This window comes from Xanthomonas sp. D-36-1, assembly GCF_017746155.1.
Lineage (GTDB): Bacteria > Pseudomonadota > Gammaproteobacteria > Xanthomonadales > Xanthomonadaceae > Xanthomonas > Xanthomonas cissicola.
Window position 1 is genome coordinate 13,686 of the sequence record NZ_JAGHWR010000065.1, and the last position, 15,707, is coordinate 29,392.

Consider the following 15,707-nt stretch of genomic DNA (forward strand, 5'->3'; position numbering starts at 1 on the left):
GTGTATAGATGAGGAGGGGGAGCCCTCCTCATCTATTTGCTTCAATGCAAGTGCCGCTATGTTTCTACTGGCTGGTGCCTAGCTGGCGTTCTTCAAGAAGGTCTTTCAGTTTATTTGCAGAGATCAACTCTCTGCATATGGTATAGAAGAGCCAAGCGCACCATAGCAAGACCGGGAAGGCAAACAGTGACGCACGTTTTTGCTTAGGCACTTCTTTCGCTAAATGTGATTTAAGGATAGGGTCTCTCCATACCTCGCAAAGGATTTTAAGATCTCTCGGGTCGAATGTGGGCGGGATGACTTGTTTGTCGGCAGTGTTTTTGCACTGTTCGATAGTTAAAGTGTCGCTCCTGATTGAAAAAAGCCCTGTCGTTTTTGCCTCATTTTCTGAAATATATAAATCGGTCCCTGTTTCTTTCAAGCTAACCAATAAGCTATCTTTTGTTGCAATCACACCCAAGACGACAGCAAGAAAAATCGATGCTGCGAGAGGGATGAATGGAAGAATCACCCACCACTTAGAGTGAACTCGCTTCGGGTGGATGACATGGCTTTTGAGGTCAAATGCCCAGCCGGCATGCCCAATGAGTTTTAGTGGAATATTGTGCAAATCCGAAAAGCCGATGAGAGCCTTAGCGTCTTTAAGCGTTTGGACGCGAATTTGATGTGCCATTCGAAATCCAGCGAGTGCGGAGTGATCCGCCAAATTCTTCCGAATGACTTCGTCTTCAATGTCGCCTTTGCTGATAAATAATCGCAGCACACGGGTGTTGATGGGATGGAGAGAGCCCGAGCGCCAGCACGCAAAGACGGCTGCCGAAAGAAAAGCAATGATAGAGCCAGCAGCGATCTCGCCTGTTAAAAATTTAAGCCATTCCATTTTTTTGTAGCTGCCTTCTGGTTGTGATTGGCGGTCTTTGTTTGCCGTTTGATTGCGGCAATTGGGATCACATTATACCTGGTCCGTACAGGTTTTGTTCATGTTTATTTAATCTTGGACGCTGCCCATCTGCGCCCTGTGAAATATGTTTTAAATTCACACCTAATATTCCCTAGGACAAATACCTAAAAAAGAGAAGGTCAAGGGCCCACATATGGTTGTTTGCTCCGCAAAAACCGTGGGCACCGCTTTCGCGATGAAAAGCCGCTGCTTGCGCATCGAGTTGGCCTAGAAGCTCTGCTTAGAAATGACCAAAACCCCGTGATTTATCTCTCAAAAACGGGTCGAGTGGTTTGATCTGGACAAAAGAAAGTTTAGCCATTTTGTTATTCCCACTATCAACCAATCTCAACCGGGAAATTAATGGCAATTTATCATGTCAGCATCAAATCGTTTAGTCGTGGAAAAGGTCAATCATCAGTCGCAGCGGCTGCTTATCGTGCAGGGATCAATCTGCGGGATACAACTCACAAGACGACGCACAAATATGGGAAAAGATCGGGCGTTGTCTCACAGCAAATGCTTGCGCCCAATGGGGCGCCCAGATGGTGTTTCGATGTTCGAAGCTTCTGGGATATTAATGAGCAACAAGAAACCAGAGCAAATGCTCGCGTGGCGCGGGAAGTCGAAGTTTCCTTACCCAACAGTCTAGATGCCCTGCAACGCAATGCGCTTGCCCTCGATCTTGGTCAGCTTCTTGTCGACCGTTATCAAGCGGCTGTGCTGGTGGCTGTTCACTCACCTGGTCGAAGAGGGGACCAGCGCAATCATCATGTGCATCTTCTCATCTCTGCCAGGAAAGTAGACGCCAACGGTCTGGGGGCGCGGGCTTGTGCTGAGTTCGATGCCAGGCAGGGAGCAGGGGCAACGGAGATGAAAGCCCTGCGTGGGAAGATCGCATCAGTGATCAATGCGCATCTCATCATGGCAGGTGTTGAAGCACGAGTGGACCACCGAACACTGAGAGCCCAAGCGCAAGATGCGTTCAAGCAAGGCGATTATGAGAAAGCCAGAGCACTCACCAGAGCCCCGAAAAAGCGCATTTCGCGGGGTGAATTCTTCCAAGCCAAGCGCCATGCAAAAGCCGTGTTTTTTGGTGAAAAGGTCACATCAGCGGATCGGCGCTTTGCTCAAATTTTAAAGGAGCGTCGAGAGGCTCAGCAGGGGAGGGATGTTCATGGGGTCCCAGCAAGCCATAGCCATGAAGCAGCACTCAGGGAGCGCTTACGAGAAAGAAGAAATCAATCGTTCTTCCCACACTCTGACCGCTCGAACTCGGTTCAAAAGCCAAGTCAGCAAACTTTAAATCGTATCCATACTCAATATAGTCCTTTGACTAGGCAAGCCAGCAAGGTGACTCGCTTGGCGAGAGCGACCGGCAAAGATGCAGAGGTTTTAAATCAAGAAGCAGAACTCATTGAGCAATGGTTGGAAGCTCAGCACGAGACGGCCCGGCAAGCATTGGACATCCTCAACAGCATCCCTGGCATCCAGATTGAAGACTGCTTTAACCAAGCCTATGACGCTTTGATGTGCCGGAGAGTTGATCACTACGCGACCAAGCCATTTTTGTTCGAAGACACTGAGCAGCTGGGTCGATCCATGGTGCGATACGCACGGATGCTGGTGAGTCCCTACCGTGCGCAGTGTGATCACCTAGCTGCAAAGGCTAAGCTCTTAGAGTTTGAAGGTGAGAAGCCAACGGCTGAGTCGGCATTGGCTGCACGTCAAGCTCAGAAAGCAAAGCACATGGTCTCGAAGCGAGTCATGAAATTGAGAGAGTGGAGAACTGGCCAGGCACGAAGCGCAATGATTGAGGCAAGGGAAATTCTTGAAAAAAACTTCAAGATTGATTTGCCAGTCGCGGCCACTCCGAAGGAGGAACATTTGAATGAAGTGTTTAAGTCTAATGACTCAGGGCAATGGCAATTGAAATTCAAGTCGCCGAGTTTGTGATTTTTATGAAAGCTGGCTGGCAAGGATGCCTGCCAAGATTCATATTAAATAACTTGACAAGGGTGGCCTTGGAGATATGTTTGGTGCTGGTGGTATTTTAAAGGGGTAATATGTCTGATCTTATTTATCTCATAAAGAATTTTAGGTTGCTTACTGGTGGGGAAAAGGTGGTGGTAGTCGGCACGTTTTTCTTCATAGTGTTCATCCTTGGTCTTTTCATTGCAAACTTGTTTCGCTGATTTCAAATAATATTTCCTATGATCATTGCCGCCCAAGTTAGGCTGGCAACTATATTCAAAGCCAGTATGGCTCTGATAATTGGTTTGAATGCTTTGTCGACTACTGACGGTGCTTCGTCCAAATTTTTGTTGTTTTTTATAACAGAGTAGATTGCTATTAAGGTGCCCGCGAAACCGAAGATGTGAGGAATTACGGCGTAGTCAATTCCTTTTACGGCGAAGTATGAGGTTAGTCCTAAGAAAAGAAATAAAACTGATGCCTTGTAAAAAAGGGATTCAGTGAGAATTCTTCGTTTATTGCCTTCCCCAAATCTCGGCTTCTGAACATAGAGTCCAAGGCCCGCTAGCAATCCCGCTATGATCGGGCAAACGTAGGCAAGATAGTCATTTATTTCTTTAGCGTCTGGTTTCTTGAGTGTTAAGCAGCCGCCGATGATGCAAATTACAGCTGTAAAGTAAATTATGGTGCTAAATATGTTCAGATCGAACCTGATTGCAGGGCTCGAAAGTTTGACTAGATAATCTTCAATTGGACTAATTTTTTTGATCTCTTCCGCGTGATCCTTTGTCAGCCGCTCTATCTCGTGCAGTTTATTTCGGATTAGTGCAAGCTCGGATTCTAAGCTTTCAATTTGCGCGGCTTGATGAAAGCTGCCTAGCCATCGATTAATTATTTTATTCAAGCCTCTTAGTAGTGGCATTTCTACAAATTTCCTTTGTTTAGAAGCTTCTGGTCTTGTAGAGAGGTCGAGATGCCGTATTGCAGACATGTTAGACCAGGCGAGTGTTGGCCTAGCCCATAAAGCTTTTCTACATAAGAGAATTCACGGCTATAAGTAGCATGATGCTCATCATCAAGTTCGTGCCCCACAATTTGGGCGCGAAGTTCCGATGGAACTCCCGCACCTTGAAGCTCCTGGATCAGCGTTTTCCGGAGTGAATGAAAGCCACGCTTTGCCTTAGGCCAGTTCTTCCCGACTTCCGCAACATGACGACTGAAAGCCTTGCTAATCCAATTGCCCGCGCCATTTGTCGCATTGGCTTTGGCTTGTGGGAAAAGTCGGTCGTGGCCTTTTGCCCGAAGTTCTTCCGTCCACTCCCAAAATCCCAACGCCAACAAATCGGGATGGATCGGAACAGTTCTGAGACTCACATCCGTTTTGACCTTCTGAAATTCGCCTTCATCATTAATTTTAATGCAAACAATGTCGCCATCTTTGAAGACATCATTTAAAAGAAGTTGGCCAACTTCCGAAGCTCGGGCTCCGGTATAAAGGCCAATCAAAGATGCCCAACGAGCACCAGGTGACAATTTTTCAAAGTTGCTCGGATCAAAGAGGGCTTGGATTTGATGCTTGTCATATGCTTTGAAGCCATGCTTGCGTCGGGCCCGTTTTTCACGAGCGGGAAAAGCAACATGCCCTAATGCAATGTTGTCGCCCTTCGGATAAAAGCCTGAGTTCATGGCCCAATCGAAGAACCCACCCTTGCCGCCAATATAAGACTGCTTGTTCACAAGGGTCGGGGTGGATGATCCACCATCGCGCATGTGCTGATACCACCGGGCCAAGTCAGGACGCTTGATGGTGTGAAGCTTGGTCTTCGGCCCCAAAAATTTGACGAGGAAGTCAATCGCCGTCTTTTTAATGGTGTAGGTCTTTGGGAGCGTCGTGGCCTTCAAGGTCGCCAACCATCCGTCCCGAGCCTTTTCCATCGTAATAATTTCATCGACAGAAGCGACAGTCGGCTTTCGTTGCTCGATCAGCTCGCGTGGCAGCATGCCAATCGAGGCAACCTCAGAAGAGGCTGTCCAACCCTGAGCCTTCCGATAGAGCCGAACGTCGTCTTCATTATCGATTTGCCATTGCTCGGTCACCGTCCCATCCGGTGCCTGGGTTCGATGGAGCGTCAGATCTTTCTGACTCTCGTCACGGGTCAAGCGCTCAACGAGCGCATCCACATCCTTGGTGCTCATCCGGTCCATCGACAGTCCCCGAACTGCGTTGAAGACCTGAGCATAGCTTGACGCAAGCCTGATGGCTTGGATCTGCGCTTGTCGCAGTTCGGTGGTTCGAAGCGTCCGCTTGATGACCCGTCTCCCAAGCCTGGCTTGGAGGTCAAGGGGCACTCTCTGTCGGAAAGACCATCGGCCAGAGGCGGAGCGAATCAAATGATGGGGAATTCTCATCGGGATGTGTCCCGATTTGTGCCCCGTTTAAGATCTTGTCAGATTGCAAAGACCCCTGTAAAAACAGGGGCTTGCGTAATCTGGCGGAGAGAGGGGGATTCGAACCCCCGAAGCGCGGTTTAGACGCTTACACACTTTCCAGGCGTGCTCCTTCAACCACTCGGACACCTCTCCGTGCCTGCACGACTGTGGTCGAACAGGGCCGCAAATTCTAGCGGTCGCCGGCCCGTATCACAAGCTGAATCTTCCAGCCGCAGTCGTTGAGACCGGGCGTGGCACAATATCGGCTCAAACAAAGCCGGTTGCCCGATGTCTTATCTCGTTCTCGCCCGCAAGTGGCGCCCGAAGCGTTTTGCCGAACTCGTAGGCCAGGAACACGTGGTCCGCGCGCTCAGTAACGCGCTCGACAGTGGGCGTGTGCATCACGCGTTCCTGTTCACCGGCACCCGTGGCGTGGGCAAGACCACCATTGCGCGCATTTTCGCCAAATCGCTCAATTGCGAGACCGGCACCAGTGCCGATCCGTGCGGGACGTGCCCGGCCTGCCTGGACATCGACGCCGGGCGCTACATCGACCTGTTGGAGATCGATGCCGCGTCCAACACCGGCGTGGACGATGTGCGCGAGGTGATCGAGAACGCGCAGTACATGCCCTCGCGCGGCAAGTTCAAGGTCTACCTGATCGACGAAGTGCACATGCTGTCCAAGGCGGCGTTCAATGCGCTGCTGAAGACGTTGGAAGAGCCGCCCGAGCACGTGAAGTTCCTGCTGGCCACCACCGACCCGCAAAAATTGCCGGTGACGGTGCTGTCGCGCTGCCTGCAGTTCAACCTCAAGCGCCTGGACGAAGACCAGATCCAGGGCCAGATGACCCGCATCCTGGCCGCCGAGCAGATCGAATCGGACCCGTCGGCGATCGTGCAGCTGTCCAAGGCGGCCGACGGCTCGCTGCGCGATGGCCTGTCGCTGCTGGATCAGGCGATTGCCTACGCCGGCGGTGCGCTGCGCGAGGATGTGGTGCGCACGATGCTCGGCACGGTGGACCGCACCCAGGTCGGCGCGATGCTGCAGTCGCTGGCCGATGGCGATGGCGCGCGCCTGTTGCAGGTGGTGGCCGCGCTGGCCGAATTTTCGCCCGATTGGAGCGGCGTGCTGGAGGCCCTGGCCGAGGCGTTGCACCGGGTGCAGGTGCAGCAGCTGGTGCCGTCGGTGGCCTTTGTCGGCGACGGCATCGACCCGACGCCGTTTGCGGCGCAGCTGCGACCGGAAGTGGTGCAGCTGTGGTATCAGATGGCGCTCAACGGGCGGCGCGACCTGTATCTGGCGCCCAGTCCACGCGCCGGTTTCGAAATGGCAGTGCTGCGCATGCTTGCCTTCCGCCCCGCAGCGGCGGTGCCCGCTGGCGGCTCGGATGACGGGCGCGGAGCCAGCGCAGGCGGTGGCGCGCGTTCGACCGCTGCCGGCGGCCAGGCTGCTGCGCCGGCAGCGGTAGCGCCGGTGACGGCTGCGCCCGCCGTAGTGTCCGCGCCTGCTGCGGTGACCGCCACGATGCCCGCTGCGGCAGTGGAGGCGTCCTTGCCGGCATCAGCGACCCAGGCAACCCCGACTCCGGCTGCGGCTCCCGTCGTCGTGCTTCCCTCTCAAGCGCCTCCTCCGGCCGGCCGCACGTCGGCAGCCAATGCGCGTAATGACGACACGCCGCCGTGGGCCGTGGACGATGCACCGGTGCGGGCGCAGGCCGCGCCGGCGCACGACACCATGGCCGTGCTTGCGCCCGAAGCGGCGATGGCTCCGCCGTCTGCGCCCGCCAAGCTCGCGCAACCCGATGCGATTGCGTCTGACGCTGCGGTGGAAGCTCCGGCTTCGCTTGTCGTGTCATTGCCGGTCGCGCTGGTCGATCCCTCATCGTTTGAAGAGCCAGCGCTGGTTGCGCCACCCGCAACGGCAGCGCCCGCATCGGACTCGGCAACCGACGCGACGGCCCTGCTCGATGACGGCCGCATCGCCGATGCCGAGCAATGGCTGGAACTGGTCACGCGCAGTGGCTTGAATGGCCCGTCGCGCCAGTTGGCCGCCAACGCCGCCTTTATCGGCCATCGCGATGGCGTGCTGCGGCTGGCGCTGGCGCCAGGCTTCGAATATCTCCACTCCGAGCGCTCCATCGCCAACCTTGCGCAGGCGCTGGCACCGGTGCTGGGAAATCCGCCGCGCATCGTCATCGAAACCGGTAATGCCGATGTCGAAACCTTGCACGAGCGTGCCAACCGCCAGAAAGGCGAGCGCCAGAGCGCGGCCGAAACAGCCTTCATGAACGACCCGACGGTGCAGTTGCTGATCCAGCAGCAAGGCGCGCGGATCGTGCCCGATTCCATCCGCCCTTACGACGAGTAACGACCCATGCGTGGAAATATTGCCCAACTGATGCAGCAGGCGCAGAAGATGCAGGAAAACCTGCAGCGCGCCCAGGAAGAACTGGCCAAGCTGGAAGTCACCGGCACCGCTGGCGGTGGCATGGTCAGCGTGACGCTGACCGGCGCCAAGGAGTGCCGCAAGGTGCGCATCGACCCGAGCATCCTCTCCGACCAGGAGATGGCCGAGGATCTGATCGCCGCCGCCTTCAACGACGCCTCCAACAAGATCGACGCCGAATCCAAGGACCGCATGGGCTCGGCGACCGCCGGCATGCAGTTGCCGCCGGGCATGAAGCTGCCGTTCTAAGCGAGGGGATTCGGGAGTGGGGATTCGGGATTAGCTAAGCGCAAAGGCCTTTGCCGTTACGAATCCCAAATCCCGAATTTCCAATCCCGGCCACCCAATGTCCACTCTGCTCGAACAACTGATCGAGGCCTTCCGGGTATTGCCCGGTGTGGGCCAGAAATCGGCGCAACGCATGGCCTATCACGTGCTCGAGCGCGAGCGTGAGGGTGGGCGTCGGCTTGCCGCTGCGTTGGGCAGCGCGGTGGAAAAGGTCGGGCATTGCGTGCAGTGCCGCGACTTTACCGAATCGGAAATTTGCACTATCTGCGCCAGCAGCAGCCGCGACCGGCAGCAGCTGTGCGTGGTGGAGTCGCCGGCCGACCGTCTGGCGATCGAGCACGCCACCGGCTACCGCGGGCTGTATTTCATCCTGCAGGGGCGTCTGTCGCCGCTGGATGGCATCGGCCCGCGCGAACTGGGGCTGGATCGGCTCAGTGAACGTCTGGCTGCTGGCGAAGTGACCGAAATGATCATCGCCACCAATGCCACCGTGGAAGGCGAGGCAACCGCCCATTACCTGGCGCAGCTCGCCCGCCAGCACGCGGTGCGCCCGAGCCGGCTTGCCCAGGGCATGCCGCTGGGTGGCGAGCTGGAGTACGTGGACCGCGGCACCCTGTCGCACGCCTTCGGCACCCGCAGTGAGGTGCTTTGAGGGCGGGATTGGGGAGGCGGGATTCGGGATTCGCAAAGGCGGGCTGGCGTGCGCGGTAAGCTGTTACCAATTCCGAATCCCGAATCCCAAACCATGACTGACACCATCTTCGGCAAAATCATTCGTCGCGAAATTCCGGCCACCATCGTCTATGAAGACGACGAGGTGCTGGGCTTCGAAGACATCGCGCCGCAGGCGCCGGTGCATGTGCTCTTCATTCCCAAGCAGCACGCTTTTCCGACCCTGGACGATGTGCCGCCGGAGCAGGCGCTGCTGGTTGGCAAGCTGGCAATCGCGGCGGCGGCCTACGCGCGCGCGCAAGGGCTGGCGCAAGACGGCTACCGCATCGTGATGAATTGCCGCGAGCATGCCGGCCAGACGGTCTTCCATATCCATCTGCATCTGCTGGCCGGTGCGCCGCTGGGCCGTTTCGGTACGCCGTGATGGGTCGTTGGGTCATGCGTCGCAGGCAAGTCGCGTAACGCAGCGATCATCGCGCACAGACAAGAACGCCGCTCCCTGCGAGCGGCGTTCTTGCGAGTCACGCTTGGGTCAGCGGCGCATCACCACCAGCCGCGGCCCCAACCCCAACCGCCGCCCCAGCGCGGACCCCACGGGTCGCCCCACGGCCCATACGGGTAAGCCGGCACGACTTCCACGTCGCGCACGACCGGCCACAGGTAGACCACGTCGGCATTGACCTTGGGCAGCTTGTAGTCGTACTCGCCGATCTTGGTGGTTTCGTAGCCTTCGATCTTGCCGATGAAGGTCACTTCGCGCCCCGGCTCGAACACCGCCGGATCGTAGAAGCCCGAGCGGCAGGCCAGGAAACGGCCGTCGCTGGCATCCACGGCATTACGGTCCGGGCGACCGCTGGCATTGAGCGGGCGCGAGATCAGCTCGAAGCAGGTCTGGCCCTGGCCGGGCGTGGTCTTGATGATCTTGCCACCCCAGCGCACGGACGTGCCGACCTGGGCGCTGGCGGTGGAATCGCTCGGACTGACCGCGGGGAACTGGCCCTGCAGCGGCTTGGGTGCGGTGGCGCAGGCTGCGAGCCCGAGCACAGCGATAAGAGGAACAAGAAAACGGGTACTCATGAGGAAGCTCCGGTTCGCGGGCGATGCTGCAGCAAGTCTTTCAAGAGAGGGTCGCTGTCCGAATCAGCGCCAGCGTATCGCGCGGCAGCGAAACGTTGGCTGAGTGCCAACAGTGGCGTATTCGGGTGTGAGCGGGCGACACGTTGCGCCCACACATTGGCCGGTTCGTGCGGTTCACGGGCAAGGCCGAGCTTGCGGTAGCGGTGGCTCAGTCGGTGCCAGGCGCGCAGCAACGGGTCGCGCTCACGTTCGCCACGTGCCAGCAGCCAGCCCATCCACGCCAGCGCGCTCACCGCGAACACGCCGAAGATGGCGGCCAGTTGCGAGGTGTCCAGGCGATCGATGCCGAAGGGTTGCAGCAGCCGTTGCTGGCGATCGGCATCGAAGGACAGCACCAGCTCGTTCCAGCCTCGCCGCAGCCAGTCGCTGACCTGGCCCAGGCTGGCCCATGCGCCAAGGTCGGCGAAGTCGTTGCCGCCGCCGGCTTGCAGGCGATCTTCGAGCGTGTCGTAGATGCGTTCCGGCGCCACTGCGGCGGTGGGGTCCACGCGCACCCAGCCACGCCCGGCCAGCCAGACTTCGGTCCAGGCATGCGCGTCCATGCGCCGTACCACCCAGTAATTGCCCAGCCGGTTGTAAGTGCCGCCGGCGTACCCGGTCACCACGCGCGCCGGGATGCCGGCCGCGCGCATCAGCACCACGAACGAGGAGCTGAAGTGTTCGCAGAAACCGGCCTTTTGCTGGAACAGGAATTCGTCGACGCTGTTGCGGCCGAGCAGCGGCGTGTCCAGCGTGTAGGCGAATTCGCGGGTGATCCACTGCAGCGCGCGCTGCACCACTGCATCGTCATTGTTGCCGGCCTCGCGACGCCATTGCCGTGCCAGCGTCAGCGTGCGCGGATTGAAACCCGACGGCAGGGCAAGTGCACGCTTGCGCAACTGATCGGGCAGGTCGGTATCGAAGCGCGTTGGCGGCGCCGATTGCAGGTCCCAGCGGGTTAGTGCACTCAACGGCCGTTGCGCGAACAGTTCGTAGTCCGGGGATAACTCGGCGTTGGGCACGCCTCGGGTAGGCAGATCCAGCGACACCAGCTGGCGGCGATCGGTGGGCTCGTAATCCAGGCGGTAACGGTAGGTTTGCGGGCCTGCGGTGACCGAAGCGGGCTGGGCGCGGCCGGTCCAGCGCGCGCGCTGCCAGGTGCGGCCGTCGAAGTCCCACATCACCGGGCCGCGCCAGTAGCGCTGTTGCGGCGGCGGCGCCTTGCCGGCGAATTGCACGCGCAAGGCCGGGCTGTCGTCGGCCATCAGGTCGATCCATTCGCCCGGCGACATGTTGTCCGACAGGCCAGGCCGGGATAGCGCACGTTCGGGCACGCCCCACAGCGGCGCACTCAGGCGCGGCAGCAACCAGAACGTGGCCAGGGCCAGCGGCACGCCGATGGCGACCAGCTTGCCGATACCGCGCAATTGCAGGCGCAGGGCCGGCGTGGCGGTGTGGTGTTCTTCGTCGGCCAGCCGCTGCATGCTCAGCAAGGCGCTGACCACCGCCAGCAGCGCCAGGCCCATCGTCGCCGGGCCCTGATCGAGCAGAAAGGCGGCAAACGGTGCGAACAACGCAAAACCCAACAGGCTGCGTGCATCGCGCAGGGTGCGCAGCTCGGAGGCCTTGATCGCCAGCATCGATGCCAGCACCGCGCAGCCGGTGTCGCGGCCGAAGCGCATGCCGATCTGCCAGTACACCGCCGCCAGCATTGCGATCACCAACAACAGCCGCACCGGCGCCATCAAGGTGCCGCGCCAGCTCAGCACGCCGACCAGCACCGCGGCCACCGCGACAGTGGCCGCAAGCAGGCCCGGCAACTGCAACAGCAACGGCGTCAATGCCAGCCAACTGGTGGCCAGCACCCAGGCGCGGCTGGCCTGGCTGATCGGGAGGGCGGGCTCAGTCATGCGGAAGCAGGGCCAGGGCGCGTTGGCACAGGTGGTGGTGCGAAGGTCCTTGCGCGGGACCTAACGGTGGCTGGCCCGGCAGCAGCAGGCGATAACGGCGCCCGTCGCGTTCGGCCAGGTTGACCCAGCGGGCAAGGCGCGCAATGCGGCGCTCATACGGCAGCGCGTTGAGTGCACGCCAGTCCAGTGTGACGTCGATTCCCAGTGGCTGTTCGTATTCGCGCACCAAGAGCGTGTCGCGCCGTGCCGAGTGTTTCCAGGAGATCGTGCGCGGGGCGTCGCCAGCGCGATACGGACGCAGCTGGTGCAGCTCTTCGCCTTGTGCATGCAGGCGCGTCTTGTTGGGCGAGCCCGCACCATCGGGCAGCGCCGGACCTTGTTCTTCGGGCCTGGGATAGGCCAGCAACGGCGTTTCCGGCCAGACCCATGACCAGGCGCGCACCAAGCCCAGCGGCTGGGTGCTGGACAGACGAATGCGCTCGATATCCTGCCAGCCGCGGCGCTCGGTCGGCACCAGCAGATCGACCTCGGCCATATCGTGCTCGATCAACGCACAGAAGCCACTGCGGTCCAGGTGATCCAGGCGCAGCCCGCGGCGTGCGCGGGTATCGCGACGCGCCAACGACACCCGCATGCGCAGCGGTTCGCCGGCGACCACCGGTTCGGCCGATACCGCTTCGATACGCAGCGCCGATAGCTGCAGGTGCGCCATGATGCTGCTGGCGATCCCGGCCGTGGCCAGCAGCAGTGCGAGCAGCAGCGCCGGATTGTTGTTGTAGTTCAGTGCGCCCAGCAGCATCGCCAGCAGCAATGCCGTGACGAACAGACCGAAGCGAGTCGGCAGCACATAGATGCGCCGCCGATCCAGCACGATCGGCACGCCTTCCGCGCCCCGCGGCCGCACCAGCAGGCTGAGTCGGCGGACGATGCCGCGCATGTGCGCATGCACCTGAGTCAGTCCACCGGCACGCTGTGCAGCAGCGCCTTGGCCAGCGCCGGCCCGGACGAAGATTCGGCTTCCGGCACCAGCCGGTGCCCGGCCACAGCCACAAACAGCGCCTGCACGTCTTCGGGCAGCACGTGCTCGCGCCCGAGCAGCAATGCGTAGGCCTTGGCCGCGCGCAGCAAGGCGATCCCGGCGCGTGGCGACAGGCCCACGCGCACCCCGGCATGCTGGCGGCTACGCAGCAACAAGGCCTGCACATAGCTGATCAGCGCATCGCTGGTATGGACTTGGTTGACCACCCCGCGCAGCGCGACCACGTCGGCGTCGCTCAATTGCGGGGCGGCCTGGGCGATCAGCTCGCGCCGATCCGTGCCCGACAGCAGCGCACGCTCGGCATCGGCGCTGGGGTAGCCCAGGCTCAGCCGCAGCAGAAAGCGGTCCAGCTGCGAGTCGGGCAGCGGGAAGGTGCCCGACAGATCGACCGGGTTCTGCGTGGCAATCACGAAGAACGGCTCCGGCAATGCATGCGTCACGCCATCCAGCGTCACCTGCTGCTCGGCCATCGCTTCCAGCAGCGAGCTCTGCGTGCGCGGCGGAGCCCGGTTGATTTCGTCGGCCAGCAGCACGTTGGTGAACACCGGGCCGGGATGGAACTGGAACTGCCGCGAGGCGGCGTCGTAGACGGACACGCCCAGCACATCGGCCGGCAGCAGGTCGGAGGTGAACTGCACGCGCTGGAAGCCAAGCCCCAGGCTGGAGGCCATCGCATGGGCGAGGGTGGTCTTGCCCAGGCCGGGCAGGTCCTCGATCAATAAATGTCCTCCGGACAGCAGTGCCACGAACGCCAGCCGCACTTCCTGCGCCTTGCCCAGCAGCAGCGAATTGACCTGGTCTTGCGCGCGCCGCAGCGATTGGCGCAGCGCATCGGTTAGCATTTCCGTGGAACGCAGCGGTGTCGACATCACAATTCCGTAGGTGAAAAGAAGAGTGCACAGGGCAATGCAGGGGGACCAACGCGCACATCGCACCTTCGTGATCCTGTGGACACTGGCGACAGCCGTCAAGCTCTTGATCGCCGCACGCTTGCCGCTATTCGTTGACGAGGCCTTCTACTGGCAGGAAGGCCAGCATCTGGCTGCGGCGTATTCGGATCTGCCGGGCATGACCGCCTGGCTGGCGCGGCTAGGCGTGGAGCTGGGCGGACATCATCTGCTGGCGTTGCGGCTGCCGTTTCTGGCCATTTCCGCGCTGATTCCCTGGTTGATCGCGCATATCGCCACGCGCTGGTTCGGCTCCACGCTGGGCTGGCAGGCCGGCAGCCTGACCTTGCTGATGCCGCTGTCGGCCACGCTGGGCATTCTGGCCGTGCCGGATGTGCCGATGGCATTGGCGGCGGTGCTGTGCATGGATGCCGGCGCGCGCTTGTTGCGCGAGGTCGATGCCACCAGCGCGCTGGAGCTCGCCATCGGCCTGGTCATCGGTGCGCTCAGTCACTACCGCTTTGTCGGGGTGATCGGGGTGGGCTGCATCGCATTGCTGTGCATCCCGCAGGGGCGTGCGGTGATGCGCGACCCGCGGATCTGGATGGCGCTGACCGTCGGCGCGGTGAGCTGGCTGCCGCTGCTGTTCTGGAATACCGACCACGACGATGCCGGGTTGCGCTTTCAATTGGTCGACCGGCATCCGTGGCGGTTCCAGATCGGCGGGCTGTGGTTTGTGCTGATCCAGGCAGTGGCGGTGACGCCGCTGTTGGCCTGGGCGATGGTCAAGGTCGGTCTGGCCGGCACCCGCAGCGGCGGCGGCTCACGTGCGCAATGGCGCTATTTCGGTTTGCTCGGCGGCATTTCGACCGTGGCAATCTTCGTGCTGGGCTTCTTCAGCGATGCCGAGCGGATCAGCTTCCACTGGCCGTTGCCCGGCTATCTGGCGCTGCTGGTGGCGGTGCCGGTGATCCTGATGCGCTGGCCGCATCGGCTACGCCGCACGGCGTGGTTGATCGCACTGCTGGGCATGCTCGGCGCATACGGCTACTACCTGGCGGTGTCGGTGCCGTCGATCCGCGCGCGAGCCGCTGGCGAAAAATACTACCCGCGCAACTTCGCCGGCTGGAACGATCTGGCGGCTGCGGTCAAATCGCGGCTGGCGCAGATGCCGCCGGGCACGCGCGTGCTGGCGGAGAACTTCAAGGTTGGCGCCGAGCTCGGCTTCCAGTTGCACGATGCCAAGATCGAGGTGCTGCGTGCCGCGTTGAACGACAAGCACGGGCGCAGCGCGCAGTTGCAGCAGTGGGGGTTGCTCAGCGACGGTACGCGTGGCGGGCCGCGGCTGCTGGTGCTCTCGCCCAGCGATCAGCGTTATCGCGAGCTGCTCGCGCGTTACCACGCCATCTGCGACATGATCGGCCCGCTGCCGCCGCCGACTGTGGTCTCCACCGATCACGGCTATCAGCGCTTTCTGCTGTTCGCGCTGCCGGCGCAACGCCAGCCCGGGCCGTGCGTGACCCCGGCGATGGCGTGGATCGATGCGCCGCTGCCGGATGTCGCCGTGTCCGGCACGCTTCAAGTGCATGGCTGGGCCTTCAAGGATGGCGTTGGGCTCGCGAATGTCGAGCTGCTGCTGGATGGTCGCCCGGTCGCGCAAGCTAGGTACGGCACGCCGCTGGATGTGCGCCCGTACTGGAAAATCTCCACCGACCCGCAGCATCCCAACGTCGGCTTCACTGCAACGCTCGACACCCACGCCTTGCCGCCCGGCACGCACTGGTTGGGCCTGCGCCTGCATGGCCACGACGGCAGCGTCGAGGATTGGTGGGAGCAGCCCCTCACCGTTTCAGCACCTTAGGGAAGGTCTGAACAACGAGACCTGACAGGGCGGAAGGTGGCGTCGTTCCGAAGAGTGGCTTTTGGAACTTCGGAATTTCGCCATTTCTGGCGCTTTCCGCGGGAATTTCCCGGTTCACAGACGCACGCTCCCCATCGCCGGC

The 15,707-nt window shown here is 60.5% G+C and carries 13 protein-coding genes and 1 tRNA gene; 6 read left to right on the plus strand and 8 right to left on the minus strand.

Annotated elements, in window-relative coordinates; translation table 11 throughout:
* Window positions 1-64: 64 nt before the first annotated feature.
* Window positions 65-880: a DUF6216 family protein gene (locus tag J7367_RS16980; protein WP_209028956.1), complete on the minus strand. Its 816-nt coding sequence runs from the start codon at window positions 878-880 to the stop codon at window positions 65-67.
* Between the two features lie 423 nt (window positions 881-1,303).
* On the opposite strand from J7367_RS16980, the gene J7367_RS16985 reads away from it, so the two are divergent.
* Window positions 1,304-2,896 carry a MobA/MobL family protein gene (locus J7367_RS16985; RefSeq protein ID WP_081027932.1) on the plus strand — a complete coding sequence of 531 codons (1,593 nt, stop codon included), beginning with the start codon at window positions 1,304-1,306 and terminating at the stop codon, window positions 2,894-2,896.
* Between the two features lie 241 nt (window positions 2,897-3,137).
* Here the strand turns inward: J7367_RS16985 and J7367_RS16990 are convergent, their stop codons facing one another.
* The 3 genes from J7367_RS16990 to J7367_RS17000 form a co-directional block, all read right to left on the minus strand.
* Window positions 3,138-3,836, minus strand: a complete 699-nt coding sequence (locus tag J7367_RS16990) for a hypothetical protein (RefSeq protein WP_139792821.1) — start codon at window positions 3,834-3,836, stop codon at window positions 3,138-3,140.
* Window positions 3,837-3,838: 2 nt separating this feature from the next.
* Window positions 3,839-5,323, minus strand: a complete 1,485-nt coding sequence (locus tag J7367_RS16995; RefSeq protein WP_080576181.1) for a site-specific integrase — start codon at window positions 5,321-5,323, stop codon at window positions 3,839-3,841.
* 81 nt (window positions 5,324-5,404) lie between these two features.
* A tRNA-Ser gene (locus tag J7367_RS17000) sits at window positions 5,405-5,497 on the minus strand.
* A 135-nt stretch (window positions 5,498-5,632) separates the two neighbouring features.
* On the opposite strand from J7367_RS17000, the gene dnaX reads away from it, so the two are divergent.
* From dnaX to J7367_RS17020, 4 genes are all read left to right on the plus strand, one after another.
* Window positions 5,633-7,714 carry a DNA polymerase III subunit gamma/tau gene (gene dnaX / locus J7367_RS17005; RefSeq protein ID WP_057662822.1) on the plus strand — a complete coding sequence of 694 codons (2,082 nt, stop codon included), beginning with the start codon at window positions 5,633-5,635 and terminating at the stop codon, window positions 7,712-7,714.
* A 6-nt stretch (window positions 7,715-7,720) separates the two neighbouring features.
* Window positions 7,721-8,041 (plus strand): YbaB/EbfC family nucleoid-associated protein, encoded by a 321-nt coding sequence (locus J7367_RS17010; protein ID WP_005913896.1) that lies wholly within the window; start codon window positions 7,721-7,723, stop codon window positions 8,039-8,041.
* A gap of 97 nt (window positions 8,042-8,138) precedes the next feature.
* Window positions 8,139-8,732 carry a recombination mediator RecR gene (gene recR / locus J7367_RS17015; RefSeq protein ID WP_003483843.1) on the plus strand — a complete coding sequence of 198 codons (594 nt, stop codon included), beginning with the start codon at window positions 8,139-8,141 and terminating at the stop codon, window positions 8,730-8,732.
* A gap of 93 nt (window positions 8,733-8,825) precedes the next feature.
* Window positions 8,826-9,176 carry a histidine triad nucleotide-binding protein gene (locus tag J7367_RS17020; protein WP_057662820.1) on the plus strand — a complete coding sequence of 117 codons (351 nt, stop codon included), beginning with the start codon at window positions 8,826-8,828 and terminating at the stop codon, window positions 9,174-9,176.
* A 119-nt stretch (window positions 9,177-9,295) separates the two neighbouring features.
* Here the strand turns inward: J7367_RS17020 and J7367_RS17025 are convergent, their stop codons facing one another.
* The 4 genes from J7367_RS17025 to J7367_RS17040 are packed head-to-tail and all read right to left on the minus strand — an operon-like array spanning window position 9,296 to window position 13,686.
* The gene (locus J7367_RS17025) at window positions 9,296-9,829 is read right to left on the minus strand and encodes a Slp family lipoprotein (RefSeq protein WP_007968994.1); all 534 of its coding nucleotides are present in this window, start codon (window positions 9,827-9,829) and stop codon (window positions 9,296-9,298) included.
* A complete protein-coding gene (locus tag J7367_RS17030) occupies window positions 9,826-11,778 on the minus strand; it encodes a DUF3488 and transglutaminase-like domain-containing protein (RefSeq protein ID WP_057662818.1) in 1,953 nt (650 codons plus the stop codon). Before J7367_RS17030 ends, J7367_RS17025 begins: the two co-directional genes overlap by 4 nt.
* Complete coding sequence (locus tag J7367_RS17035) at window positions 11,771-12,727, minus strand: DUF58 domain-containing protein (protein WP_007968996.1); 957 nt, start codon at window positions 12,725-12,727, stop codon at window positions 11,771-11,773. The genes J7367_RS17030 and J7367_RS17035 overlap by 8 nt, the downstream gene beginning before the upstream one ends.
* Window positions 12,728-12,732: 5 nt before the next feature.
* A complete protein-coding gene (locus J7367_RS17040; RefSeq protein WP_007968997.1) occupies window positions 12,733-13,686 on the minus strand; it encodes a MoxR family ATPase in 954 nt (317 codons plus the stop codon).
* A 37-nt stretch (window positions 13,687-13,723) separates the two neighbouring features.
* Here J7367_RS17040 and J7367_RS17045 point away from each other — a divergent pair, with 37 nt between their 5' ends.
* Window positions 13,724-15,565, plus strand: coding sequence for a glycosyltransferase family 39 protein (locus J7367_RS17045; RefSeq protein ID WP_057662816.1), 1,842 nt, complete (start codon window positions 13,724-13,726; stop codon window positions 15,563-15,565).
* Window positions 15,566-15,707: the final 142 nt, after the last annotated feature.